The sequence below is a fragment of the Erwinia sp. TECH1 genome, assembly GCF_054057575.1.
The window spans coordinates 1575779-1600240 of sequence record NZ_JBSRZK010000001.1; the positions used below are offsets into that span (position 1 = coordinate 1575779).

Sequence of the window (24462 nt, forward strand, 5' to 3'; positions counted from 1 at the left end):
GGGTAATGGAAACGTTTTTGGTGGGCTGGCACTATCATTTATATTCATACTTTACATGGTCTTTTTTTACGTTGAAAAATCCAAAAAATGGAAATGTTTAACAGGCATCATGACGGCACTGATATGTCTGTTTTTCTTCATCAGATAAGCCTTATATAGATTTTTGCAAAATTTTAGCAGGCTTCAGATTTACATATTCATCCCGCGCCCACGCCAGCCAGACTGGCCCTACATACTATGCAAGAGTTGCCCACGTACATCACGCCATGCCGTTACTTCGATGCGCTATCCTTTCTTTGAACAGGCAGCCTGAGCCAGCCTGACGGCTGACCCTAAGCTCGCCTCAGAGCCTGTCCTGCTGATAGCGATAGCCGTCACCGTCCGGCACGAACGTCAGGCGATGGGTGATGCACTGTGGCGCATCTTCAGCATGGTGCGAAACGAAAAGAAGCTGCGTGGCGCCTTCGCCAATCAGCACGTCAACAAAGCGGCGCACGAGCTGGCGGTTGATCGAATCCAGCCCCTGTAGCGGCTCGTCCAGGATCAGCAAAGCCGGATGCTTGACCAGCGCGCGGGCTATCAGCACCAGCCGCTGCTGCCCCCATGACAGACTCTGAAAAGGCGCGTCCGCCACGGCACGCATCCCCAGCAGCTGTAGCCACTGCTCCGCCAGCTTTTGCTGCCGATCGGAAACGGCCTGATAAATACCGATAGAGTCAAAATAGCCGGAAAGGATCACGTTGCGCACGCTGCTGCTGACGCGGTAATCCAGATGCAGGCTGCTGCTGACGTAGCCAATATGCTGTTTGATATCCCAGATGGTTTCGCCGCTGCCGCGACGGCGGCCAAACAGCGTTAAGTCATTGCTGTAGCCCTGGGGATGATCGCCCGTTACCAGGCTCAGCAACGTTGATTTTCCCGCGCCGTTCGGGCCGACGATCTGCCAGTGCTCGCCCGCCTGCACCGTCCAGTCAAGATGGTTAAGAACAGGGCGATCGTTATAAGAGACTACGCCGTCCCGCAGCACCACTAGCGGCGTCTGCGATGACAGCGCCGTTTTTGCCGATGCGTCGTCCGCTTCCGGTAGCGCCATCCCCTGCAGGTTTTCACTGTGTGCCAGCTGGGCGACCAGCGCCTCGGCCAGGATTGCTTCGCGTGCGCCTACATGCGTCAGCTCACATTCGGCCAGCACGCCAACCCGTTCGACAAAGTCGGGAATATCGTCAAAACGGTTCAGCACCAGCACCAGCGTGTGCCCCTGCTGGTGGAGCTGCGCCAGAACCTGGGCCAGATTGGCGCGCGACGCAACGTCCAGCCCGTCAAAAGGCTCGTCGAGGATCAGCAGGTCCGGCTCGGCCATCAGCGCCTGGCAGAGCAGCGTCTTGCGGGTTTCCCCGGTCGAGAGATATTTAAAACGACGATCGAGCAACGAAGCGATGCCAAAGGTTTCCGCCAGCTGACGACAGCGTGCCTCATCGCGCACCTCCTGCTGAATAATGTCGGCAGCGGTGCGGCCGGTATCTTCTTCATCCGGGCTGAGCATATCGGTGTTGTTACGCTGCCATTCCTCGGAAACCAACTTTTGTAACTGCTCAAGCGAAAGACGAGTGGGGCGGAAAGTGTTGACGACTTCGCCTCGTGCGGCGGCAAGCTCGCCCGCAAGGGCGCGCGCGAGGGAAGATTTGCCGCTGGCGTTAGCGCCCACAAAAGCCCAGCTTTCGCCAGCCCGGATCGTCAGCGACGGCAGCATCAGGTTACGGGTCGCGCTAAGATGAAACGTGCCTTGCGAAATTTGCAACGTAGACATTGTTTATTCCATTTTATGCATTATTCCCTTCACTATCGACGCTGAGCGGCGGCGCTGTCAAATGGTGCCGCCGTTTTCAGAGCAGCGTGGCGATAATCACGCGATCGGCATTAAAATGTGCTGTTACCGCCGCGCCAGGCTGAAGATTTTGCTCCTGCGCGCGCTGGTTGGTTAAGGTAGCGCACAGCGTTTCGCCGCCCGGCAGCGCGATCAGCGCTTCACTGTGGGTCTCGCCCTTAATCAACTCGCTCAGTACGCCGTCGAGCTGGTTATCGGCCTTGCTCGCGGATTGGGTCACGTCTATCCACGGCGCTTTTATCAGCACCAGCACCTCTTTGCCCGGCGTGAGTTCAAGGCGATTGGCGCTCTGTTCAGTCAGCGCGGCTTTGATGCGCGTCTCGCCGTTGGCCAGCAGGATCTCAACATGCTGCTGCACCGTCTGCGCGTCGCGCTGCACCAGCGTGCCGAAAAGCTGGTTGCGGGCGCTGGTTTGCAGCGAAAACCGGGCGATGGCGCCCAGCAGGCTGCCCAGCGGCACGTCATCCTGCAATACATCGAACGCTTTCTGCTGAATCTGCTCCAGCAGCGCGAAAAGCTGAATCAGTCTGTCACCGTAGGCGGTGACCTGCGCGCCGCCGCCGCCTTTGCCGCCCGTGGCGCGCTCTACCAGCGTGCGGTCGGCCAGCGTGTTCATCTCGTTAATTGCATCCCAGGCGCTTTTATAGCTGATCCCGGCCATTTTCGCGCCCTGGCTGATGGAGCCGGTCGCGGCGATCTGTTTAAGCAGTTCGATACGGCGGGGATCGGCGAAAAGCCGCTGCTGTAATTTCAGGATCAGGGAAAGCTCAGCCTGCATGGTCGCTCCTGGCAAAAAAGGGTTTCCGGAATTGTACACTGTTGCGCAGGCGGGGCGTAAAAACAGGTAAAACGCACAAAAGGTCAGTGCACTTTTATCCGCTACGGATACAATAACTTCTTTTATTCAGTGAGGAAAAATACCATGCTGGAATTACTCATCGGTCTTGCAGAAGCGATCCTCATGGTTCCCGTGGTGATGGCGATAATCCTTGGCCTGATCTATGGCCTTGGCGAAGTCTTTAACGTCATTTCAAAGTTTGGTCATCGCAACGAGCAGCCTGCGAAAGAACGCCGCTAGATCCCTGCCCGATACGCCCGGCGACACCGGGCGCTATTTTTTGCGAGCCGCCTCAACTTCTCTCCGTTTATGCCGATAATCTTTATGACACCGGTTGTTAAATCGTTATAGTGAAGGCTACATAACGAGACCTTCGGAGAAGACCATGTCTGTGAAATTACGCCCTTTCTTGATCGGTGCCGTGGTAACGGCAAGCCTGACCGGCCAGGCCGTAGCGGCTGAAAAAATTACCGTTTTTGCCGCCGCCTCCTTAACCAACGCGTTGCAGGATATCGCTAATCGCTACCAGCAGGGAAAAGAGGTAAAAATTGTCTCCTCTTTTGCCTCTTCTTCTACGCTGGCGCGGCAGATAGAGCAGGGCGCGCCCGCCGATCTTTTTATCTCTGCCGATCAGCAGTGGATGGATTACGCGGCGCAGAAAAAAAGCATTGAAGAAGCCAGCCGCTATACGCTGTTAGGCAACGAGCTGGTGCTGGTAGCGCCGAAAGAAGCGAAATCGCCGCGAGTCACGCTGTCGAAAAACACCGACTGGAAAAGCCTGTTGCAGGGCCAGCGTCTGTCCGTAGGCGATCCCGATCATGTTCCGGCAGGGCTCTACGCCAAGGAAGCATTGCAGTCGCTGGGCGCCTGGTCAACGCTGGAGCCGATGCTGGCGAGAGGCAACAGCGTGCGCGCCGCGCTGGCACTGGTGGAGCGCAATGAAACGCCTTACGGCATCGTGTATGGCTCCGATGCGGTAGCCAGCAGCAAAGTGGCCGTGGTTGGCGTTTTCCCGGCAGACAGCCACAAGCCGGTGGAATATCCAATGGCGAAAGTGAAAGGGCATGATACCGCCGGCGTCGCCGCGTTTTATCATTATCTGAAAGGGCCGGAAGCTGCGGCCGTGTTTAAACACTACGGATTTACGCCTCTGTGATATTAAGCGATCCCGAATGGCAGGCGGTTCTGCTCAGCCTGAAAGTCTCCAGCGTGGCGGTGCTGTTCAGCCTGCCGTTGGGCATAGCAGCGGCCTGGGTGCTGGTACGCTGCCGGTTTCCCGGCAAGACGCTGCTCGACAGCCTGATCCACCTGCCGCTGGTGCTGCCGCCGGTGGTGGTCGGCTATCTGCTGCTGATTGGATTCGGCAGACGCGGCTTTATCGGCCAGTATCTCTACGACTGGTTCGGCTTTACCTTCGCCTTTAGCTGGCGCGGCGCGGCGCTGGCCTCTGCCGTGGTCGCTTTTCCGCTGATGGTACGGGCAATTCGCCTGGCGCTGGAAGGCGTTGACGGTCGGCTGGAGCTGGCGGCGCGCACGCTGGGCGCAGGCCGCTGGCGGGTGTTTTTCACCATCACCTTGCCGCTGACGCTGCCCGGCATTATCGCCGGCACGGTGCTCGCCTTCGCCCGTTCGCTGGGCGAATTCGGCGCGACCATCACCTTTGTGTCCAATATTCCTGGCGAAACCCGCACGCTTCCTTCCGCCATGTATACGCTGATTGAAACGCCGGGCGCGGAAAACGCGGCGGCCAGGCTTTGCCTGATCGCTATTGCGCTGGCGCTTTGTTCGCTGTGGCTGGCGGAATGGCTGGCGCGTCGGGGACGCAAAAAGTTGGGGATGCCATGTTAGAGCTTGATATTGTCCAGCGCCTTGGCGACCACACTTTGCAGGTAAACGCAAACATACCGGCGCAAGGCATCACGGCTGTTTTCGGCGTCTCTGGCGCCGGCAAGACGTCACTTATTAACGCTATCGGCGGCCTGACCACGCCGCAGGAAGGACATATTTCCCTGAACGACAGGGTGCTGTTCGATGCTCAGACCAGCGTGAACCTGCCGCCGGAAAAGCGCCGTATCGGCTATGTTTTTCAGGATGCGCGCCTCTTTCCGCACTACAAGGTGAAAGGCAACCTGGAATACGGCATGGCGAAAACGATGCGCTCGCAGTTCGATGAACTGGTAGCGCTGCTAGGCATCGGCGAGCTGCTGTCGCGTTTTCCTTTTTCGCTGTCCGGCGGAGAAAAACAGCGGGTGGCGATAGGCCGCGCTCTGCTCAGCGCGCCGGAAATTTTGCTGATGGATGAGCCGCTGGCCTCGTTGGATCTGCCGCGCAAGCGTGAGCTGCTGCCCTATTTGCAGGCGCTGGCGAAACAGGTGGCCATTCCGGTGCTGTACGTCAGCCACAGCCTTGAAGAGATTATCCAGCTGGCGGATAACGTGCTGGTGCTGGATAAAGGCGAAGTGAAAGCGCTGGGCGCGCTGGAAAAAGTCTGGGCCAGCAGCGCCATGCGGCCGTGGCTGCCGCGCGCGGAGCAAAGCAGCGTGCTGCGCGTTCAGGTGCTGGAGCAGCATCCGCACTATGCGATGACGGCCCTTTCGCTGGGCGATCAGCATATCTGGGTTAACCGCATCGACGCGCCGCTGAAAACGCCGCTGCGCATTCGCATTCAGGCCGCCGACGTCTCGCTGGTGCTGCAGCCGCCGCTGAACAGCACTATCCGCAACGTCATTCCGGCGCAGGTCGGCGAGCTGCTGGATATCGATAATCAGGTCGAGGTGAAGCTGCTGATAGGGCAAAGCGAACTCTGGGCGCGCATTACGCCCTGGGCGCGGGATGAGCTGATGATTAAACCGGGCATGTGGCTCTACGCCCAGATCAAAAGCGTGGCGATCGCCGCCTGACGGGGACAGTTGCCGTGTGATCGTTTCGTTGACGCAGGTATCGCTTTTCGCCCGCGTCAACAGGCGGACACTATGAGCAAAGCCGCTAAAGCACTTCCTGATAAATAGTCTGTGCAATCCCCAGCGCCAGACTGCTGCCGATCGCCTGCCATCGGCAAGGCCGCTACAGCACTTCCTGATAAATAGTCTGTGCGATACCCGGTTCCAGACTGCTGCCGATCGCCTGCCACCGGCAAAGCCGCTACAGCACTTCCTGATAAATAGTCTGTGCGATACCCAGCGCCAGACTGCTGCCGATCGCCTGCCATCGGTAAAGCCGCTACAGCACTTCCTGATAAATAGTCTGTGCGATACCCGGCTCCAGATTGGTGCCGATCGTCCGATGCGCGCGTGCCTTGATGGCGTCGTCGGCGTTGCCCATCGCCACGCCCAGCCCGACGTTTTCCAGCATGCTCAGGTCATTATAGTTATCGCCAAAGGCCAGCACATCGCTCATCCGATAGCCTTCAGATTCAACCCACTCCGCCAGCCGTTTGCCTTTGCTGTTGCCCGCTTTGGCAATATCGACCTGATCGTGCCAGGACCATTCGCAGGCCAGGCCCATTTCCTGCTCCACGCTGTCGGCAAACTGTTGCAGCGCGCGGGTATCGGGATGGGATATGGCAAATTTCCAGATCGATTCCGCTTCTTCTGCCGCCTTGCTCAGGCTCGGCACCTTAATAAACACCGGACGCTGATGTTCCGGCAGCGACAGCCCCCAGTTAATGGTGCGGGTTACATGGCCGGTTTCGGCCTGGTAAAGCATCGCGTTATCAACATACAGCAGGCCATGAATGGCGGCCTCGTCCAGCATCTCAATCACCCGCAGCGCCTGATCCTGCGGCAGCGGATCGGCAGATATCACCTTTTTTGCTTGATAATCATACAAATAGGTGCCATTACAGCAGATTGCAGGTGTGTCGAGCGCCAGCGCCTGATAAAAAGGGTGGATAGCGACGTGATGGCGGCCGGTCACTATCACAATTTTTACGCCAGCCTGCCGGGCCTTTTGCAGCGCTTCCAGCGATTCAGGAAGAATGGTCTTACGCGGCGTCAGCAGCGTACCGTCCAGATCTAAAGCAATAACGCGATAACTCATAAATCGTTCCGAATGTGGTTTGAAAACGAATTTTTGAGTCTACACCCTGTGGCGGCGCTGACAAAATCGTCCGGCACAAATCCGCCTGCGTGGCCTGCGAAAACGCGCTACGCTGAAGCAGACCCGATTGACCTGAAAAAGGAGCATTTATGAAACAAGTCGTTTATACCGCCAGCCCGGAAAGCGGGCAGATCCATGCCTGGCAGCTTGACCCGCAGGGCGCGCTGACGCTGCTGCAGGTGGTCGATCTGCCAGGCCAGGTTCAGCCAATGGTGGTCAGCCCGAATAAAGCTTTTCTGTATGTCGGTATCCGTCCTGATTTCCGCGTTATCGCTTTTCATATCGACAGCGAAGGCAAGCTGACCAAAGCGGCAGAAGCGCCGCTGCCGGGCAGCCCGACCCATATTTCTACCGATCTTCAGGGACGCTTTATTTTTACCGGTTCCTATAACGACGCCTGCGTCAGCGTCACGCCGATCGATGCGCAAGGCCTGCCGGGCGAACCGTTGCAGGTGATTAAAGGGCTGGATGGCTGCCACTCGGCTAACATCGATCTTAAAAACGAAACGCTGTTCGTCCCGGCGCTAAAACAGGATCGCATCTGTCTGTTTGATTTACAGGAAGACGGTCAGCTGCTGCCGCACGCGCAGCCTCAGGTCAATACGGTTGAGGGCGCTGGCCCGCGCCATATGGTGTTTCATCCGAACCAGCAGTACGCCTACTGCGTAAACGAACTGGACAGTACGGTCGACGTCTGGCAGCTGAATAACGCGCATGGCGAAGTCGAACGCGTGCAGAGCCTGGATATGATGCCCGCAGGCTTCAGCGACACGCGCTGGGCGGCGGATATTCGCCTGACCCCGAACGGTCGTCACCTTTACGCCTGCGACCGTACCGCCAGCGTACTGACCACGTTCAGCGTCAGCGAGGACGGCGGACTGTTGACGATTGAGGGCCATCAGCCAACGGAAACGCAGCCGCGCGGCTTTAACATCGACGCCAGCGGTCGCTACCTGATTGCGGCGGGACAGAAGTCGCACCATATTGCAGTCTATAGCATTGCGGAAGAGAGAGGACTGCTGACGCCGCTGGGACGTTATGCGGTAGGGCAGGGGCCGATGTGGGTGACCATCACGGAAATTTAAAGGACAGGCGGCGATAAGGCCGCCTGTTTTTTATCAGCTGTAGATAGCGGTAAGCGAAGCGCTCGCCAGCTGATGGAAATGCACGTTAAAGCCCAGCATCGCGCCGCTCGCCTGCTCGTCCACGTCCAGCTTTTCCACGTCCAGCGCATAGACGGTGAAAATGTAGCGATGGCTTTCGCCTTTTGGCGGTGCCGCGCCGCCATAGCCCGCTTTGCCGAAATCCGTGCGGGTCTGCACCGCACCGGAAGGCAGTTCGGCCACGCCGGAGCCTGCGCCCTGCGGCAGCACGCGCGTGTCGGCAGGCAGGTTGGCCACGCCCCAGTGCCACCAGCCGGAGCCAGTTGGCGCATCGGGATCAAAACAGGTGACGACAAAACTTTTGGTGCCGGCGGGCACGTCATCCCAGGTCAGATGCGGCGACAGGTTATCGCCTTCGTAGCCCATCCCGTTAAAAACCTGGCGCGCCGGTAGCTTGTCGCCGTCGTTAAAATCCTGACTAAAGAGTTTCATTTCCCCTCCTGGCATTATTGATGAAGCAGTTTCAGCAGCTCCTCGGCTGCGGCGACGGAGGATGCGGGATTCTGGCCGGTCACCAGGTGACCGTCCGTAATGGCGAAACTGCCCCAGTCATGGGTTTTTTCATAGTTGCCGCCCAGCCCTCTCAGCGCATCCTCAACCAGGAAAGGTACCACATTCGTCAGCCCGACGGCGCTTTCTTCACTGTTGCTGAAGCCCGTCACGCGTTTTCCGGCCACCAGTGGCGAACCGTCCGGCTTTTTCGCCCGCTTCAGCACGCCCGGCGCGTGGCAGACCGCGCCGACCGGTTTGCCGTTAGCGTAAAAACTCTCAATCAGTTCAATGCTCTGCCGATCCTCCGCCAGATCCCAGAGCGGGCCGTGGCCGCCGGCATAAAACACCGCGTCGAATTTGCTGCTATCGATGTTGCCCAGCTGCTGGGTATTGGCCAGCGCCTGCTGAGCGGCAATATCTTTACGGAAGCGTTCGGTATCGGCGCTTTGCGCATCCGGCTCGTCGCTTTTGGGATCCAGCGGCGGGTGTCCGCCAGCGGGCGACGCCAGCACCACGTTGATGCCCGCATCGCGGAAAATGTAATAAGGCGCTGCGAATTCCTCCAGCCAGAAACCGGTTTTTTTGCCGGTTTCGCCAAGTCGGTCATGCGAAGTCAGCACCATTAAAATTTTCATTTCAGGCTCCTGTTGGCGTGTCGCCAGCCACTTTAATCAGCACTTTACCGAAGTTTTTACCTTCGAGCATGCCGATAAAGGTTTCCGGCGCGTTGTCCAGACCCTCTACTATGTCTTCGCGGAAAACAAAACGATCCTCCGCGACCCACTGACTCATCTGCTGGAAAAATTCGTTAAAGCGATGACCGTAATCCTGATTGATAATAAAGCCCTGAACGTGCAGGCGCTTACGCAGGATGGCGCTCTGGAAAAGCGGCAGGCGATTTGGCCCTTCCGGCGCATCCTTGCTGTTGTAGTCGGCGATCAGGCCGCAGACCGGGATACGGCCTTTGGTATTCATCAGCGGCAGGACGGCGTCAAATACCGGGCCGCCGACGCTTTCAAAATAGACGTCGATACCGTCGCGGCAGTAGCGTTTAAGCGATTCTGATAAGTCGCCTGACCGATGGTTGAGGCAGCGGTCAAAGCCCAGCACATCTTCGGCGTAGCGGCATTTTTCTTCGCCACCGGCAATACCCACCACGTAACAGCCTTTCAGCTTCGCTATCTGGCCTACCATAGAGCCGACCGCGCCGGTTGCCGCCGCCACGACCACGGTTTCGCCCGGCTGCGGATTACCAATATCCAACAGGCCCATATAGGCGGTAAAACCGGTCATCCCCAGCATGCCGAGCGCCCACGAAGGGTGTTTCAGCACGGGGCCGCTGAGCTTAAACAGATCTTTGCCGTCCGACAGGGCAAAATCCTGCCAGCCGCTCTGGCTGACTACCCAGTCGCCAGGCTGGTAATCTTCATGATTTGATTGTTCAACGATGGCGACGGTGCCCGCGCCCATGACGTCGTTAACGGCGATCGGCGGCACATAGGAAGGCGCGTCGCTCATCCGGCCACGCATATAAGGATCCAGCGAGAGCCAGATCGTCCGAAGTAGAATCTGGCCTTTCCCTGGCGTTGGTACGTGCTGTGACTCCAGACGAAAGTTAGCTTCAGTCGGTGCGCCATGCGGGCGCGAGGCGAGCACGATACGGCGATTTGTCTGTTTGTCTTGCGGCATGGTTTTTCTCCTTTACAAAATACAACCCGTAAAAAGCGTAGTGCATATGTCTCGTGCTCGCTTTGCTCTGGGCCGTAAAACAGGTAAAACAGCGCCACTGAAATTTAGTGAGGCTTTTTAATCTTTTTCTGCTTGCCTGTGGGTTAAAACCGGGGCGGCAACGCAATTATTATTAACAATTTTTAAAAGCTTTATCGCGCAATCAATGTAAAAGCGTTCATATAATTAACGCAAAAATAGAGCTTGTATTGGGATATAAATAGGTTAGTTATTGCGTATTTCCTGATGAAGATGTGCGTTTCATTAACAATGTTTTAATTATTGTCCGGGCGAGAAATTCAGAATTTTAGGTATAAATTATGAATCTTCTGACAAAACTTAGTTTAACTTAAGAGTATTGTTAGTTAATTAATGTATTTATATTTATTTTTATCGTTACCCTTAACATAATTTACTATTTATCTAAACAATAGCTAAGCTTTTTGATGGGACTGTTTAATTAGATTTGTCCTAAAAACTATTTACAAGAAATTAGAAATAGGGCGATAATAAGGCTCGGGGCCTTCTTAAGGAATGCTATATTCCTGAGCTGGAATGTTCCTGATGAATTTATATCTAAAAAGTCAGCCACATAAACATGTGAAGTAGAGGGAATTTATGGAAGAATTTAAAAAATTATTATTAGCTACCGCTATGGCGGGTACCCTTTTTACTGGCAGCGTATATGCAGCAACCGGCACCTCTGTCGCCGGGGGCACTATTACCTTTAACGGCGCGGTCAGCGACACAACCTGTAATGTCACCACGAATAGCGGGTCGGACTTTACCGTTAACGTGTCGCCTGTCACTAAAGAAGACATGGGCACCACGCCAGGCGTGATCGGCAGCAGCGCCACGCCTTTTACGATTACCGTTTCGGGCTGTAGCGGTTTTGATGACGCCAGCACGGCTGCACAGTCGTTGAATATTGTCTTCACCGGCGCCAATGTTTCGGATGATATGAATTACCTGAAAAACGAATCGGGTTCAGCCGAAGGTGTCGGTATCGCCATCACTAAAAACGGTAGCGATCTGGTAAAAATGAACGAGGCTCTGGCAACAGGACTGGCTACAAGCCAATCCGCTGCCAGTGGGAATTACGATACGGCTGCGGCAGGCGACATTAATCTTTACGCGCATTATTACAACTACGGCGGCAGCAACGTTTCTACTGGTTCAGTAGTGACTACCGCAACTTATACGTTCAGCTACGAATAATCTACCTTGCACCCGGACAGGAGAGCGTCGGCTTTCCTGTCTCTTCCGGACGGCATTTCAGGAGTGTTTGTGAAAAAGTTTTTGCTTATTATCGTCTGTTATGTCTTCAGCTGTGCCGCCAGCGCCAATGTTATTATTAATTCAACCCGCGTGATCTTTCCTGCCGACGCTAAAAGTGTTTCAGTGCAGCTAATCAATAAAAGTAAAGAACAGCATCTGGTGCAGGCATGGATAGATGACGGCAGACAAAACGAAAAGCCTGAAAATATCTCAACGCCCTTTATGGTGGTTCCCCCGGTGGTAAAAATTCAGGGTAACGATGGCCAGGTTTTAAGGATTAATCACAACGATCAGGTCAGAACCCTGGCCAAAGATCGCGAGTCGCTGTACTGGCTGAACGTGCTGGATATTCCTCCTGTACCGAAAAAGCTGGATGCGGCGGCTAACTATATGCAGGTCGCTATACGCAGCCGGATAAAAATTTTTTGGCGTCCGACAGGACTAAAGATCTCGCCTGAAAATATTGGTCGGTACCTGAGCCTGAAAAGGAAAAACCAGAATGTCTGCATCAATAATGCATCGCCTTTTTATCTGACTGCCATACAGCTGATGAGATGGGACGGAAAAAGCACGCGCGTTCAGCAAGGAAAAAAACAGGATAATCTGATTAGTAAAACCGTTTCGGTACCGCCTTTTACCTGTCAGCCTCTTGATGCAGGAAAAGTATCCGCTTCAGGCGGCAAGTATCAGCTGACTTATATTGACGACTATGGCAGCAGAGTCCCTGTTACAATTGATTTAGTAAAATAAAAGGAATTATTCAGGAGCAAATAATGAAGGCGACAGTAAATTTGCTTGCCCCAACAGGCTATGGAAAGCTATTTTATCTCACCTGTATTATTCTGAACTGCTCTGTAGTCAACGCGGCTGAAACATTCAATACCAGTTTGATGGTAGGGGATTCTTCTCAGGCTGACTGGAATAATCAGGGGCAGACCATTTTATCCGGAGTTTACGATCTGGATATTTATATTAACGGCAGCTGGAGCGGTAATTTTCCGGTGAAAGTGGATTCAGGGGAAGCTTTCTGGCTGTCAGGCGCAACGCTTAAAGCTCTGCCAATTAAATATATTGATAAAAAAGCGATAACTAAAAAAGAGTGGGTGCCGGTAGCCGAAATACTTTACGGCGGACAGGCCACGCTTAACAGAGGAATGCTGCGCCTGAATCTGACTATTCCTCAGGCCAAGATAGATAAAAAAGATCGCCGCTGGATCGCGCCGGAACTGTGGGATGCAGGGATTAATGGCGCTTTTACCAATTACAGCCTCAGCTATAATAACCTCCAACAACATAACAACGATGGCAATGCGGATAACTTTTTTCTTTCACTCAGCAGCGGCATTAATTTAGCCCACTGGCAGTTGGTCGATAACAGCCAGTTTCAACGTACGCGTAGTCGCCAGGGAGAATGGAATACGCAATCCCGCTATGTCGAACGCGCGCTGCCAGCTATTAATTCGTTATTCAGGATAGGGGACAGCTATACCAATTCGCCCTGGTTCGATAACGTACGTTTTCGCGGCATCACCTTAAAACAAGACCAGCGCATGTATCCCGATTCTTATCGTACCTATATGCCGGTTATTCGCGGTAACGCCACGGCGAACGCCGTAGTCAGCGTTTATCAAAACGGCAGCGCCATTTATCAAACAAACGTGCCGCCGGGCCCTTTTGTTATTGACGATCTTATGCCTGGCGGATCGCGCAGCGATCTCACGGTAGAAGTTGCCAACGCTGGCGGCATCACCGAGCGTTTTACCGTCCCTTACTCTACCGTTTCCGATATGTTGAGAAGCGGCTCGTCAGAGTGGCTGTTAACGGCGGGTAACGTTCAGCTGCATGACGTGGATTTACACCCGGCCTTTGTTCAGGGCAATGGCTCACACGGCATTAATAACTATCTGACGCTCTATAGCGGCGCCACGCTAAGCCAGGATTATGCTTCTTTTCTGCTGGGCGGCGCGTTTAGTTTGCCACGGGTCGGATCATTTTCAACCAATGTGGACATGGCCCGCGCGCATCTGAACAGTGGGGAGTCGATGCAGGGAGAGCGCTGGAAATTAGCTTACAGCCGCTTCTTTATGACCAAAACCAACCTGACGCTGGCGACTTACTATTACAATACGGCGCGCTATCTTTCCCTGTATGACACGGTACAAACCAATGCGCTAGCGCGTGAGGAGAACGGTAAGCAATACCTGCGAAGCAAACAGAGCTTCAGCGTTAACCTCGATCAGACCCTGCCGCCGGGCTGGGGACGGATTGCGATTGACGGCTTGTGGCGTCAGTACTGGAACAGCGATCGCATGCTAAAGCAATACAGTCTGACCTACAGCAACCTGTACAAAAAAGCGACGTGGAGCCTGGCCTTTCGCCGCAATCATTATGAATATGACGGCAGCGAAGAAGAGCGGCGTTACAGCAGCAAAAGCTACGATGAGCAGCGGATCGACCTGGCCGTTACTATTCCACTCTCTCTGTCCGGCAACCGCCACAGCGTCACGCTGCGTACCTCGTCGCAGGACGGTAAATATAGCGGTATGGAAGCCGGGGTCAACAGCTCGCTGGAAAGCCTGGACTACAGCCTTAACTTCAGCCATGACCGTACCGGACACAGCGCAAAGTTTGGTGCCTACAGCGCCTGGCGCACGCCTTATGCAAAGTTAACGGGTCAGTACAGCGAGGCGAGCGATTTCCGTCAGCTTGGCATAGGCGCCAGCGGCAGCGCCGTACTCTGGCGCGATGGCGTGCTGGCTTCAGGCAACACGGGCAATACTTTTGTGATCCTGGACGCGCCGGGTATTGCTCAGGCCACGGTCAACGGCAATCCCAATATGAGAACCAACCGCGCAGGCCGGGTTCTGGTTCCTTCCGTCACGCCTTACCGTATGAACACTTATCTGTTGGATAACCCTCGCGGTGAAAGCGAGGGCGAACTGCTGGGCAATATCGGACGCGTGACGCCCTGGGCAGGCAGCATTAACTATGTGCAATATAAAACCGACACGCGTGCCGTGTTTACCTTCAAAGCGCTGTTTGATAACGGGCAGCCTTTGCCTTTTGGGGCCGGCGTCACCGATGCAGAAGGCAACTCGCTGGGCTACGTAGCGCAGGGCAGCCTGATTTATCTCAAAGCGAAGCAGCTCCCCGAATGGCTGCACGTGCAGCTGACGGAAGGGCAGGAAAGTAAAACGTGCCGGATCCATTTAGCCAACGCGGCGCAGACCTCTTTTTGCGTGCGCTAAGCCGAAAAGGCGCCGCATTCATTTTCAGGGAGTCATCATGAAAAAATACTGGATAGCGTTACTGCTCGGGTTGTGCGCTGTTTCCGCAGGCGTGCAGGCGGGCTGTACCCTTATAAGCGGTTCGACGGTAAAGGCCAACGACAGCCTGAACCTTTCAGGTTTGCTGACCGCGCAGGATAGCCACAGCGAAACCCGAACGGCAACCTGGTCAGTGCCGGTGACATGCTATCTTATTTTCAATAGCAACGCGGTGCACTTTGTCAGCCCGATACAAAATGGCTTTTGGGTGAAGTTTGTTAACGCAGCGGGCACGGCACGCTGGATAAAACTTCAGACCAGTGGATTTATCGAAAAGATAGATTATGAAAACGGCGACAGAACGCTGCAAGGCTCGGATTTTAGCTATCAGCTTACCGCCACCTTACTGGACAGCGATCCGGGCGTAACCGACAGCAAATTTTACAAGGTGACCGACGCCGGGAGCGCGGAGATCGTGACCATGGTGATGCATAACGCCAACTTTATTGGCTCCACGCCTACGGTGGAGCAGGCGGCTGAAGTGGCGGCTTCGGGCAACTGGAACAATGATTACCTGGGCTATCAGTCCCTGACGGTGACCTTTAACCCGGCGGAAACCACCTGTGAAATGCCGGATCAGCAGGTGACGCTACCCAGGGTGTCGTTGAATATGCTGCGTAACGGCATTGCCACCGACAGTACCTCTTTTACGCTGCCGATCAGCTGCTCTGCAACCCTGGCGGGTGGCGCTACGCGTTCGGTTAATGCCTGGCTCTATAGCGCCGACCTGGTGGAGAACAGCCAGCAGATTATGCGTAACAGCCGCTCCAGCTCGCAGGGCGTCGGCATCGTCTTGAGCGACAGCGCCGGTAAGGCCGTTTCTCTGTCAGGCGGGACGGCGGCAGGCGAAGCCACTTCGCTGCTGTCGATTACCAAAGGCGCCGACATTCATGCCAGCGCCATTAACCTGAACGCTGCCTATAAGGTGTTCGATCCGGCTAATCTCAGTCCAGGGTCGGTCGTTGCCACCGCGACTATTTATTTTGACTATGACTGATCGCCGTCGTCAGGATAAAAACAGCGTGGGGCAGGCAACCGCCGCCGCTATCGCTGTTGTCAGCTTTTGCAGCGCTTCCGGCTCGATAACGTAAGGCGGCATTAAATAGATAAGCCTGCCGAAAGGACGGATCCAGACGCCGCGCTCAACGAAAAAGCGCTGCAGCGCCGCCATATTCACCGGTCGACGAGTTTCGATAACGCCAATCGCACCCAGTACCCTGGCATCCGCCACTTCCGGCTGCGCTTTTAGCGGCAGCAGCGCGGCTTTCAGCTGCGCTTCAATCGCGCTTACCTGCCGCTGCCAGCGATTTTCCTGCAGCATCGCCAGGCTTTCGCTGGCCACCGCGCAGGCCAGCGGATTGCCCATAAACGTCGGGCCGTGCATAAAACAGCCCGCCTCGCCGTTGCTGATGGTATTGGCAACCTCGCGCGTGGTCAGCGTGGCGGAAAGCGTCATGGTGCCGCCGGTCAGCGCTTTGCCAACGCACAGAATATCAGGCGATATCCCGGCGTGATCGCAGGCGAAAAGCTTGCCGGTACGGCCAAAGCCGGTCGCGATTTCATCGGCTATCAGCAGCACGTTGTGGCGATCGCACAGCTCGCGCACGCCTTGCAGATAGCGCGGATGATAGAAGCGCATTCCGCCCGCGCCCTGCACGATGGGTTCCAGGATCACCGCGGCCAGCTCGTGCGCCTGTTCGCCAATCAGACGGGCAAAATCGGCGATATCGCTTTCCTGCCACTCATCGTCGAACCCGCAGCCCGGCGCGGCGGCGAACAGGTGGTTCGGCAGATAGCCCTGATAGAGCGAATGCATGGAGTTCTGTGGATCGCATACCGACATCGCGGCAAAGGTATCGCCGTGATAGCCGTTGCGCAGCGTCAGAAAGCGCTGACGCCTTTCGCCGCGCGCCTGACAATATTGCAGCGCCATTTTCATGGCAACCTCAACGGCTACCGAGCCCGAATCCGCCAGAAAAACGCACTCCAGCCCCTGTGGCGTCATCTCTACCAGACGACGACAGAGCGCCACGGCCGCAGGATGGGTGATCCCGCCAAACATCACGTGCGACATCTGCTCGATCTGCGCGTGCATCGCCTGGTTCAGGCGCGGATGGTTATAGCCGTGGATAGCTGCCCACCAGGAAGACATGCCGTCCACCAGCTCGCGGCCATCAGCCAGCTGCAGCGAGGTGCCAGAGGCCGCGACCACCGGATACACCGGCAGCGGTTTGCTCATTGACGTGTAGGGATGCCAGATATGGTCGCGGTCAAAAGCGAGGTCGAGAGGGGTCATAAAATACTTGTAAACCAAAATTAAAAAATTTAGTTTACAAGTATAACCGTAAAATGAACATGAGATCTTTTCTTTTGGAGCAAGCAATGGCAAATCGCTGGACAGTCGCCCAGGCCCAGGCCCTTTTCGACAAGCCTTTTCTGGAGCTGATGTTTGAAGCGCAGCAGGTGCATCGTCAACATTTCGATCCGCGTCAGGTGCAGGTCAGCACGCTGCTGTCGATCAAAACCGGCGCCTGTCCGGAAGACTGTAAATATTGTCCGCAGAGCGCCCGCTACAAAACCGGCCTGGAAGCGGAGCGCCTGATGGAAGTGGAAGAGGTGCTGACCTCTGCCCGCAAAGCCAAAGCCGCAGGATCTGACCGCTTCTGCATGGGCGCGGCGTGGAAAAACCCGCACGAACGCGATATGCCTTATCTGGAGCAGATGGTCAAAGGCGTTAAAGCAATGGGGCTGGAAACCTGTATGACGCTGGGCACGCTGAGCGATGAGCAGGCGCAGCGGCTGGCGCACGCCGGGCTGGATTTCTACAACCATAACCTGGATACCTCGCCGGAATTCTACGGCAGCATTATCACCACCCGCAGCTATCAGGAGCGCCTGGACACGCTGGGCAAGGTACGCGACGCGGGCATTAAAGTCTGCTCCGGCGGCATCGTCGGCCTGGGCGAAACCGTTAACGATCGGGCCGGTCTGCTGGTGCAGCTGGCTAACCTGCCGGTGCCGCCGGAAAGCGTGCCGATCAACATGCTGGTCAAGGTCAAAGGCACGCCGCTGGCCGACAACGACGATGTCGATCCTTTCGATTTTATCCGCACCATCGCCGTGGCGCGCATTATGATGCCGACCTCCCACGTGCGTCTTTCCGCCGGCCGCGAGCAGATGAGCGAGCAGACGCAGGCGATGTGCTTTATGGCTGGCGCTAACTCGATTTTCTACGGCTGCAAGCTGCTGACCACGCCGAACCCGGAAGAGGACAAGGATCTGATCCTGTTCCGCAAGCTGGGCCTGAATCCGGCGCACACCACCACGGAAGCGGGCGACAACGAGCAGCAGCAGGCGCTGGCGGGTCAGCTGCTGAATGCCGATACCGACCAGTTCTATAACGCGGCCGTGTAAATGGGCTGGCAACAACGCATCAGCCTGGCGCTTGCGGAGCGCCGGGAGAAGCAGCAGTTTCGCCAGCGCCGCGTCAGCCAGCACGACGACGTGCGCACCCTGTGCGTGAACGACCGTCGCTACCTGAACTTCTCCGCTAATGACTATCTGGGGCTGAGCCGGGATCGGAACGTTATCGCCGCCTGGCAGCAGGGGGCCGAACGCTACGGCGTCGGCGCAGGCGGATCGGGTCACGTTACCGGCTATGGCGCGCCTCATCAGGCGTTTGAGCAGCAGCTGGCCGACTGGCTGGGCTATCCGCGCGCGCTGCTGTTTATTTCAGGCTTTGCGGCGAATCAGGCAATCATTGCCGCAATGCTGCAGAAAAACGATCGCATCTTCGCCGATCGCCTGGCGCACGCTTCGCTGCTGGAAGCGGCCTCGCTCAGTCCGGCTACGCTGCGCCGCTTTGCGCACAATCAGCCGGAAGCGCTGGCGAAACTCTTCAGCCCTGCCGACGGCGGCGAAACGCTGGTGGTGACGGAAGGCGTTTTCAGCATGGATGGCGACAGCGCGCCGCTGCAAGAGCTGCATCAGCTTACCGCTCTGCACAACGGCTGGCTGCTGGTGGACGATGCGCACGGCATCGGCGTAACGGGCGAGCAGGGGCGCGGCAGCTGCTGGCAGCAGAACGTGCGTCCGGAGCTGCTGATCGTGACTTTCGGCAAGGCATTTGGGCTGAGCGGCGCGGCAGTGCTCTGTAGCGAAGAGACGGCGGACTACCTGTTGCAGTTCGCGCGTCATCTGATCTACAGCACGGCGATGCCGCCCGCGCAGGCTTTCGCGCTCCAGACGGCTTTACGCGCCGTACAGCAGGGCGACGACCTGCGCGCGCGGCTGCAAAAGAATATCCGCCTGTTTCGCGAAGGCGCGGCGGCTGGCGGGCTGGCGATCCTGCCTTCTTCAACGGCTATTCAGCCGCTGCTGGTAGGTGAAGAGCAGGCGGCGCTGCGGCTGGCGGAACGGCTGCGCGAAAGGGGATGCTGGGTAACGGCTATCCGCCCGCCCACCGTGCCGCCGGGAACGGCGAGGCTGCGCATCACGCTGAGCGCGGCGCATCAGGAAGAAGATATTCAACGACTGCTGGAGGCGCTGCATGACGCAAACGGTCAATAAAGCGGCGATCGCCAGAGCCTTCGGCCGGGCGGCGCAGAGCTACAACCGGCACGCGGAGCTGCAGCGTCTGAGCGGCGAAGCACTCTTTGCGCTGGCGCGCGGCCGTGAGCAAAAGCAGGTGCTGGATGCGGGCTGCGGGCCGGGCTGGTTCAGCAAGCGCTGGCGCAGCGCGGGCAACAAGGTCACCGCGCTGGATCTTTCTCCGGCCATGCTGAACGAGGCGCGGCTTGGCGACACGGCCGACGCCTATCAGCTGGGCGATATCGAAGCGCTGCCTTTTACCGATGCCGCCTTCGACGTGTGCTGGAGCAACCTTGCCGTGCAATGGTGCAGCGACTTACGGCTGGCGCTGGCCGAAATGCGCCGCGTGACCCGGCCTGGCGGCCAGGTGCTGTTTTCAACGCTGGCCGCCGGCTCGCTGAACGAGCTTAACCAGGCCTGGCAGGCGCTGGATCTGCCCGCGCCCGTTAACCGTTTTCTGAGCGAGGCGCAAATAGCGGAAGCGGGAAGCTCGCTCGGGCTTCGGCTAATCACGCAGACGCAGACGCTGGCTTTCCCGGACGTGCTCGGCGCGCTGCGTTCGCTGAAGGGCATCGGCGCCACGCATCTGCATCAGGGCCGCCGTGACGGCCTGCTGAGCCGTCATCATCTGAGTCAGCTGGCGCAGAGCTGGCCGCGCGACGAGCGCGGTTTCCTGCTCAGCTATCATCTGCTGTATGGAGTGATTGATTGTGAGTAGCTGGTTTATTACCGGAACGGATACGGAAGTAGGGAAAACGGTCGCCAGTACCGCGCTGTTGCAGGCTGCCCGCGCCGCCGGATTGCGCAGCGTAGGCTATAAGCCCGTTGCTTCCGGCTGTGAAATGACGGCGGAAGGTATCCGCAACAGCGACGCGCTGGCTTTACAGCGCAACAGCGTGCTGACGCTGCCTTATGAGCAGATCAATCCGCTGGCCTTTCTGGAGCCGACGTCTCCGCATATCGTCAGCGCGGAAGAGGGCAGGCCCATTGAGTTTACTCAGCTTTCGGCTGGCCTGGCGGCATTGCGCGAGCAGGCGGAGTGGGTGCTGACCGAAGGCGCGGGCGGCTGGTTTACGCCGCTTTCAGCCACGACGACCTTCGCGGAGTGGGTGACGCTGGAACAGCTGCCCGTGGTGCTGGTGGTCGGCGTCAAGCTGGGCTGCATCAATCACGCCATGCTGACGGCGCAGGCCGTCACGGCCAGCGGTCTGCGTCTGGCTGGCTGGATAGCCAATACGGTGCAGCCGCCGGGCAGGCGTCATGCGGAATACATGGCGACGCTGCAACAGCGGCTGCCCGCGCCGCTGCTGGGTGAAATCCCTTATCTCACCGACAGCGCCGATTTTGACCGGCTTGGTCACTACGTGCGCCTGCCGGAATAAGGCGATGCCCTCTGGCAGCGCGCCGGAGGGCATGACTAAACGGTAAGCCAGGTGTTGACTATTCTCTCATCCAGCTGCGCCACGCTGCCGTGGGCCACGTTGCGCCCACGATGCAGCAGCAGGAAATAGTCCGCCACCTTACGGATAAAAGAGATCCGCTGCTCAAGCAGCAGAATGGTCAAGCCGAAATCGTGATTCAATCGATGGATCAAATTCCCCATCTCCTCTTCCAGCCAGGGCGACATGCCCTCCGTCGGCTCGTCCAGGATCAGCAGCTTCGGCTGGAGCACCAGCGCTCTGGCCAGCGCCAGCTGCTGCTGCTGATCGAGCGGCAGTTCGCCGCTGCGCCGGTGACGAAGCGAATAAAGCGCGGGAAAAAGATCGAAAACCATCGGCGGAATGGCCGGATGGCGCTGTTGTCCTGCGCCCGCCAGCAGCGCTATCTGCAAGTTCTCCTCGACGCTGAGCTGCGAGAAAATATGCCGCCCCTGAGGCACATAGCCGATGCCGAGCGCCGCGCGTTTTTCTACCGGCTGCTGCAGCAGATTTTGCGGCGGCAGATTGCCTTCCTGCCACATAATGGTGCCGCTGTTAATCGGCAGGTGGCCCATAATGCAGTTGACCAGCGTGGTTTTCCCCATTCCCGGCCTTCCCAGCACGCCCGTACAGGTGCCCGGCGGCAGTTCCAGATCCACATCCCATAAAATATGATCCTGCCCGTAAAACTGATTTATCGCATGTAAGCTCAGCATCTGACACTCTCCTCCAGACAGTTTTCGAGCGCGCCTTCGTAGCGTGACGAAGGATTGACCATGGACGCAGCGTCCATGGCTTGGGCTTCTCGCTCTGGTATGTTGAAAGCGTGAGGCGGTCAACAGGAACTGCAATTCGCAGGCCAGGTTTTAAAATGCAGAAAAAAACGACCGGCAAATCAGGAAAGCAGGGCGGGTAATTGGTCAGAAAAGGTTAACAATTGCCGACGGAAATTTCCGACTGCACTTTGATGGTGCCCTAAACCCAACATTTATGGTGCAGGCGCCTGCCTGTAAGGCAGATCGGCCGCCCGACCCGCTGAAAAAAAAGCCTTAATGGGGATAGCCCTGAAGGCAGAAGTATGCTTCAGGTCGGACAAGACCGCGCAGGACAGGTAAAAAATTTAAGGAAAAAATTTTTTTTGCGTACGCGCTCACAGGACGCTGCATTTTATACACAGCAGACGGGTTGGGCGTTGAAATCAGTTATCCACCATTCCTGTGGATAACCATGTGTATGAATGACTGAAAACCTGTAAAAGGCGAGAGCCGGCGCGGCTTAAGCTTGAGTTGGTGCTAAACTCGGCTGAAATAACATTGCATTAAATTTCAAGGCGTTAGTGAAAATCAAGCGGGGAAGGATCGCAGCATATTTTGCCCGCGCCATTTTGTCAGGATGTCTTGACAAATGTTAAAGTTTCAGTCCGGCTGGGGATAACCTCTTCACTTTCTTGCCGCTTAAGCATCCGTTCAACGCTGTTGGCCCACACGCGCGCTGCCTTCCCTTTGTTCTAATCGATAACTGGAGATATATCCAGTATTTTTTGCTGGCAAAATCGTCATAGCAGAGTAAAATTACCACCCTGTCCGCGCTTTTCATCATCAGGTAGCCATGCAATGAGCAAAGTCTTTAAACTTAATTCCGCCTTTCAACCTTCCGGCGATCAGCCTGAAGCCATTCGCCGCCTTGAAGAAGGGCTGCAGGATGGACTGGCGCATCAGACGCTGCTCGGCGTAACGGGGTCGGGCAAAACGTTTACCGTTGCCAACGTCATCGCCGATCTCAATCGGCCTACGATGGTGCTGGCGCCGAATAAAACCTTAGCGGCGCAACTTTACGGGGAGATGAAGGAATTCTTTCCGGAAAACGCCGTGGAGTATTTCGTCTCCTACTACGACTACTATCAGCCGGAAGCCTACGTGCCCAGTTCGGATACCTTTATCGAAAAGGACGCCTCCGTTAACGAGCATATTGAACAGATGCGTCTGTCGGCGACCAAAGCGCTGCTGGAGCGTCGGGATGTCATCGTGGTGGCGTCGGTGTCGGCGATTTACGGCCTGGGCGATCCGGATTCCTATCTGAAAATGATGCTGCATTTGACGCGCGGTATGGTTATCGATCAGCGCGCCATTCTGCGGCGTCTGGCGGAGCTGCAATACAGCCGCAACGACCAGGCTTTTCAGCGCGGGACTTTCCGCGTACGCGGCGAAGTGATCGATATCTTCCCGGCGGAATCGGACGACTATGCGCTGCGCGTCGAGCTGTTTGACGAAGAGGTCGAACGGCTGTCGATTTTCGACCCGCTGACGGGCCAGATCACCTCGGTGATCCCGCGCTATACCATCTATCCAAAGACGCACTACGTGACGCCGCGCGAGCGCATCATACAGGCGATGGAAGACATTAAAGTCGAGCTGGCCGATCGCCGTAAAACGCTGCTGGCGAACAATAAGCTGCTGGAAGAACAGCGTATTTCCCAGCGCACGCAGTTCGATTTAGAAATGATGAACGAGCTGGGCTACTGCTCGGGCATTGAGAACTACTCGCGCTACCTTTCCGGCCGTGGGCCTGGCGAGGCGCCGCCGACACTGTTTGACTATCTGCCGGCGGATGGCCTGTTGGTGATTGACGAATCGCACGTCACCATCCCGCAGATCGGCGGCATGTATCGCGGCGACCGGGCGCGTAAAGAAACGCTGGTGGAGTACGGCTTCCGCCTGCCGTCGGCGCTGGATAACCGTCCGATGAAGTTTGAAGAGTTCGAGGCGCTGGCGCCGCAGACCATCTATGTTTCCGCCACGCCAGGCAAGTACGAGCTGGAAAAATCGGGCGGCGAAGTGGTGGATCAGGTGGTGCGTCCGACCGGCCTGTTGGATCCGCTGATCGAAGTGCGGCCGGTCGCTACTCAGGTTGACGATCTGCTGTCGGAAATCCGCAAGCGCGTGGCAATCGACGAGCGCGTGCTGGTGACGGTGCTGACCAAGCGTATGGCGGAAGATTTAACGGAATACCTGACCGAGCACGGCGAGCGGGTGCGCTATCTGCACTCGGATATCGACACCGTAGAGCGTGTGGAGATCATTCGCGACCTTCGCCTCGGCAAGTTTGACGTGCTGGTCGGCATCAACCTGCTGCGTGAGGGTCTGGATATGCCGGAAGTTTCGCTGGTGGCGATCCTGGATGCCGACAAAGAGGGCTTCCTGCGTTCCGAACGCTCGCTGATCCAGACTATCGGTCGCGCCGCGCGTAACGTTAACGGCAAGGCTATTCTCTACGGCGATAAAATTACGCCGTCGATGGAAAGGGCGATTGGCGAAACTGAACGTCGCCGCGAGAAGCAGGAGATCTACAACAAGGAAAAAGGCATTGTGCCGCAGGCGCTCAACAAGAAGATCGCCGACATTCTGGAGCTGGGCCAGGGCATCAACAAAAATAAACCGAAACGCCTTAAATCGCCTCGCGATGTGGTGGAGGGCGATGCGGCGGTGGTCGATTTATCGCCAAAAGGGTTGCAGAAGCGTATCCGCGAGCTGGAAACGAAAATGCAGGAGCACGCCAAAAACCTGGAGTTCGAAGAGGCCGCCAACGTACGCGATCAGCTGCATCAGGTACGCGAGCTGTTTATTGCCGCTTCCTGAGACGCGGCACC

22 protein-coding genes are annotated in these 24462 nt (G+C 56.6%); 14 read left to right on the plus strand and 8 right to left on the minus strand.

Translation table 11 applies throughout. The features are described from left to right. Positions 1 to 343: 343 nt before the first annotated feature. A complete protein-coding gene (modF, locus tag ACVWZ0_RS07410) occupies positions 344 to 1807 on the minus strand; it encodes a molybdate ABC transporter ATP-binding protein ModF (RefSeq protein ID WP_253454855.1) in 1464 nt (487 codons plus the stop codon). A 76-nt stretch (positions 1808 to 1883) separates the two neighbouring features. Further along, entirely contained in the window at positions 1884 to 2663 is a 780-nt protein-coding gene (modE, locus tag ACVWZ0_RS07415) for a molybdenum-dependent transcriptional regulator (RefSeq protein ID WP_253454854.1), read from the minus strand. Between the two features lie 144 nt (positions 2664 to 2807). Between modE and ACVWZ0_RS07420 the strand changes: the two genes are divergently transcribed. From ACVWZ0_RS07420 to modC, 4 genes are all read left to right on the plus strand, one after another. Beyond that, positions 2808 to 2963, plus strand: a complete 156-nt coding sequence (locus ACVWZ0_RS07420; protein WP_253454853.1) for an AcrZ family multidrug efflux pump-associated protein — start codon at positions 2808 to 2810, stop codon at positions 2961 to 2963. A gap of 145 nt (positions 2964 to 3108) precedes the next feature. Next, a complete protein-coding gene (gene modA / locus ACVWZ0_RS07425) occupies positions 3109 to 3879 on the plus strand; it encodes a molybdate ABC transporter substrate-binding protein (protein WP_253454852.1) in 771 nt (256 codons plus the stop codon). After that, the gene (gene modB / locus ACVWZ0_RS07430) at positions 3876 to 4571 is read left to right on the plus strand and encodes a molybdate ABC transporter permease subunit (RefSeq protein WP_253454851.1); all 696 of its coding nucleotides are present in this window, start codon (positions 3876 to 3878) and stop codon (positions 4569 to 4571) included. The genes modA and modB overlap by 4 nt, the downstream gene beginning before the upstream one ends. Beyond that, positions 4565 to 5623, plus strand: a complete 1059-nt coding sequence (gene modC / locus ACVWZ0_RS07435) for a molybdenum ABC transporter ATP-binding protein ModC (RefSeq protein WP_253454850.1) — start codon at positions 4565 to 4567, stop codon at positions 5621 to 5623. Before modB ends, modC begins: the two co-directional genes overlap by 7 nt. A gap of 319 nt (positions 5624 to 5942) precedes the next feature. On the opposite strand, the gene ACVWZ0_RS07440 is transcribed toward modC, so the two are convergent. Continuing rightward, on the minus strand, positions 5943 to 6761 hold the full coding sequence (locus ACVWZ0_RS07440; RefSeq protein WP_253454849.1) for a pyridoxal phosphatase: 819 nt from the start codon (positions 6759 to 6761) through the stop codon (positions 5943 to 5945). A 149-nt stretch (positions 6762 to 6910) separates the two neighbouring features. Between ACVWZ0_RS07440 and pgl the strand changes: the two genes are divergently transcribed. Then, positions 6911 to 7906 carry a 6-phosphogluconolactonase gene (gene pgl / locus ACVWZ0_RS07445; protein WP_253454848.1) on the plus strand — a complete coding sequence of 332 codons (996 nt, stop codon included), beginning with the start codon at positions 6911 to 6913 and terminating at the stop codon, positions 7904 to 7906. 33 nt (positions 7907 to 7939) lie between these two features. Here pgl and ACVWZ0_RS07450 read toward each other — a convergent pair whose 3' ends face one another. The 3 genes from ACVWZ0_RS07450 to ACVWZ0_RS07460 are packed head-to-tail and all read right to left on the minus strand — an operon-like array spanning position 7940 to position 10165. Further along, on the minus strand, positions 7940 to 8416 hold the full coding sequence (locus tag ACVWZ0_RS07450) for a kinase inhibitor (protein WP_253454847.1): 477 nt from the start codon (positions 8414 to 8416) through the stop codon (positions 7940 to 7942). Positions 8417 to 8430: 14 nt separating this feature from the next. Continuing rightward, positions 8431 to 9111, minus strand: a complete 681-nt coding sequence (locus tag ACVWZ0_RS07455) for a type 1 glutamine amidotransferase domain-containing protein (protein ID WP_253454846.1) — start codon at positions 9109 to 9111, stop codon at positions 8431 to 8433. 1 nt (position 9112) lies between these two features. Then, positions 9113 to 10165: an NADP-dependent oxidoreductase gene (locus ACVWZ0_RS07460; RefSeq protein ID WP_253454845.1), complete on the minus strand. Its 1053-nt coding sequence runs from the start codon at positions 10163 to 10165 to the stop codon at positions 9113 to 9115. Positions 10166 to 10822: 657 nt separating this feature from the next. On the opposite strand from ACVWZ0_RS07460, the gene ACVWZ0_RS07465 reads away from it, so the two are divergent. From ACVWZ0_RS07465 to ACVWZ0_RS07480, 4 genes are all read left to right on the plus strand, one after another. After that, positions 10823 to 11422 (plus strand): fimbrial protein, encoded by a 600-nt coding sequence (locus ACVWZ0_RS07465; RefSeq protein WP_253454844.1) that lies wholly within the window; start codon positions 10823 to 10825, stop codon positions 11420 to 11422. 69 nt (positions 11423 to 11491) lie between these two features. Continuing rightward, on the plus strand, positions 11492 to 12232 hold the full coding sequence (locus ACVWZ0_RS07470; protein WP_253454843.1) for a fimbrial biogenesis chaperone: 741 nt from the start codon (positions 11492 to 11494) through the stop codon (positions 12230 to 12232). A 23-nt stretch (positions 12233 to 12255) separates the two neighbouring features. Beyond that, positions 12256 to 14730, plus strand: coding sequence for a fimbria/pilus outer membrane usher protein (locus ACVWZ0_RS07475; RefSeq protein ID WP_253454842.1), 2475 nt, complete (start codon positions 12256 to 12258; stop codon positions 14728 to 14730). A 37-nt stretch (positions 14731 to 14767) separates the two neighbouring features. Continuing rightward, on the plus strand, positions 14768 to 15805 hold the full coding sequence (locus ACVWZ0_RS07480; RefSeq protein ID WP_253454841.1) for a fimbrial protein: 1038 nt from the start codon (positions 14768 to 14770) through the stop codon (positions 15803 to 15805). 9 nt (positions 15806 to 15814) lie between these two features. Here ACVWZ0_RS07480 and bioA read toward each other — a convergent pair whose 3' ends face one another. After that, positions 15815 to 17104 (minus strand): adenosylmethionine--8-amino-7-oxononanoate transaminase, encoded by a 1290-nt coding sequence (gene bioA, locus ACVWZ0_RS07485; RefSeq protein WP_253454840.1) that lies wholly within the window; start codon positions 17102 to 17104, stop codon positions 15815 to 15817. 86 nt (positions 17105 to 17190) lie between these two features. Here bioA and bioB point away from each other — a divergent pair, with 86 nt between their 5' ends. From bioB to bioD, 4 genes are read left to right on the plus strand one after another with little or no spacing between them, the layout of a single operon-like run. After that, the gene (gene bioB, locus ACVWZ0_RS07490; protein ID WP_253454839.1) at positions 17191 to 18222 is read left to right on the plus strand and encodes a biotin synthase BioB; all 1032 of its coding nucleotides are present in this window, start codon (positions 17191 to 17193) and stop codon (positions 18220 to 18222) included. Continuing rightward, entirely contained in the window at positions 18223 to 19377 is a 1155-nt protein-coding gene (gene bioF, locus ACVWZ0_RS07495) for an 8-amino-7-oxononanoate synthase (RefSeq protein ID WP_253454838.1), read from the plus strand. It abuts the gene before it with no gap. Continuing rightward, entirely contained in the window at positions 19358 to 20116 is a 759-nt protein-coding gene (gene bioC, locus ACVWZ0_RS07500; protein ID WP_253454837.1) for a malonyl-ACP O-methyltransferase BioC, read from the plus strand. The genes bioF and bioC overlap by 20 nt, the downstream gene beginning before the upstream one ends. After that, a complete protein-coding gene (gene bioD, locus ACVWZ0_RS07505; RefSeq protein ID WP_253454836.1) occupies positions 20109 to 20780 on the plus strand; it encodes a dethiobiotin synthase in 672 nt (223 codons plus the stop codon). Before bioC ends, bioD begins: the two co-directional genes overlap by 8 nt. A 35-nt stretch (positions 20781 to 20815) precedes the next feature. Here the strand turns inward: bioD and ACVWZ0_RS07510 are convergent, their stop codons facing one another. Then, positions 20816 to 21532, minus strand: a complete 717-nt coding sequence (locus ACVWZ0_RS07510; RefSeq protein WP_253454835.1) for an ABC transporter ATP-binding protein — start codon at positions 21530 to 21532, stop codon at positions 20816 to 20818. 897 nt (positions 21533 to 22429) lie between these two features. On the opposite strand from ACVWZ0_RS07510, the gene uvrB reads away from it, so the two are divergent. Continuing rightward, positions 22430 to 24451: an excinuclease ABC subunit UvrB gene (gene uvrB, locus ACVWZ0_RS07515; RefSeq protein WP_253454834.1), complete on the plus strand. Its 2022-nt coding sequence runs from the start codon at positions 22430 to 22432 to the stop codon at positions 24449 to 24451. Positions 24452 to 24462 lie beyond the last annotated feature (11 nt).

Coding starts and splice junctions, on each gene's coding strand:
- ACVWZ0_RS07455 (WP_253454846.1), bottom strand. CDS start 9,111: ATGAAAATTTTAATGGTGCTGACTTCGCATGACCGACTTGGCGAAACC.
- bioF (WP_253454838.1), top strand. CDS start 18,223: ATGGGCTGGCAACAACGCATCAGCCTGGCGCTTGCGGAGCGCCGGGAG.
- modA (WP_253454852.1), top strand. CDS start 3,109: ATGTCTGTGAAATTACGCCCTTTCTTGATCGGTGCCGTGGTAACGGCA.
- ACVWZ0_RS07475 (WP_253454842.1), top strand. CDS start 12,256: ATGAAGGCGACAGTAAATTTGCTTGCCCCAACAGGCTATGGAAAGCTA.
- ACVWZ0_RS07450 (WP_253454847.1), bottom strand. CDS start 8,416: ATGAAACTCTTTAGTCAGGATTTTAACGACGGCGACAAGCTACCGGCG.
- ACVWZ0_RS07460 (WP_253454845.1), bottom strand. CDS start 10,165: ATGCCGCAAGACAAACAGACAAATCGCCGTATCGTGCTCGCCTCGCGC.
- bioC (WP_253454837.1), top strand. CDS start 19,358: ATGACGCAAACGGTCAATAAAGCGGCGATCGCCAGAGCCTTCGGCCGG.
- ACVWZ0_RS07420 (WP_253454853.1), top strand. CDS start 2,808: ATGCTGGAATTACTCATCGGTCTTGCAGAAGCGATCCTCATGGTTCCC.
- ACVWZ0_RS07440 (WP_253454849.1), bottom strand. CDS start 6,761: ATGAGTTATCGCGTTATTGCTTTAGATCTGGACGGTACGCTGCTGACG.
- ACVWZ0_RS07465 (WP_253454844.1), top strand. CDS start 10,823: ATGGAAGAATTTAAAAAATTATTATTAGCTACCGCTATGGCGGGTACC.
- uvrB (WP_253454834.1), top strand. CDS start 22,430: ATGAGCAAAGTCTTTAAACTTAATTCCGCCTTTCAACCTTCCGGCGAT.
- modE (WP_253454854.1), bottom strand. CDS start 2,663: ATGCAGGCTGAGCTTTCCCTGATCCTGAAATTACAGCAGCGGCTTTTC.
- pgl (WP_253454848.1), top strand. CDS start 6,911: ATGAAACAAGTCGTTTATACCGCCAGCCCGGAAAGCGGGCAGATCCAT.
- ACVWZ0_RS07510 (WP_253454835.1), bottom strand. CDS start 21,532: ATGCTGAGCTTACATGCGATAAATCAGTTTTACGGGCAGGATCATATT.
- modC (WP_253454850.1), top strand. CDS start 4,565: ATGTTAGAGCTTGATATTGTCCAGCGCCTTGGCGACCACACTTTGCAG.
- modF (WP_253454855.1), bottom strand. CDS start 1,807: ATGTCTACGTTGCAAATTTCGCAAGGCACGTTTCATCTTAGCGCGACC.
- bioB (WP_253454839.1), top strand. CDS start 17,191: ATGGCAAATCGCTGGACAGTCGCCCAGGCCCAGGCCCTTTTCGACAAG.
- bioA (WP_253454840.1), bottom strand. CDS start 17,104: ATGACCCCTCTCGACCTCGCTTTTGACCGCGACCATATCTGGCATCCC.
- ACVWZ0_RS07480 (WP_253454841.1), top strand. CDS start 14,768: ATGAAAAAATACTGGATAGCGTTACTGCTCGGGTTGTGCGCTGTTTCC.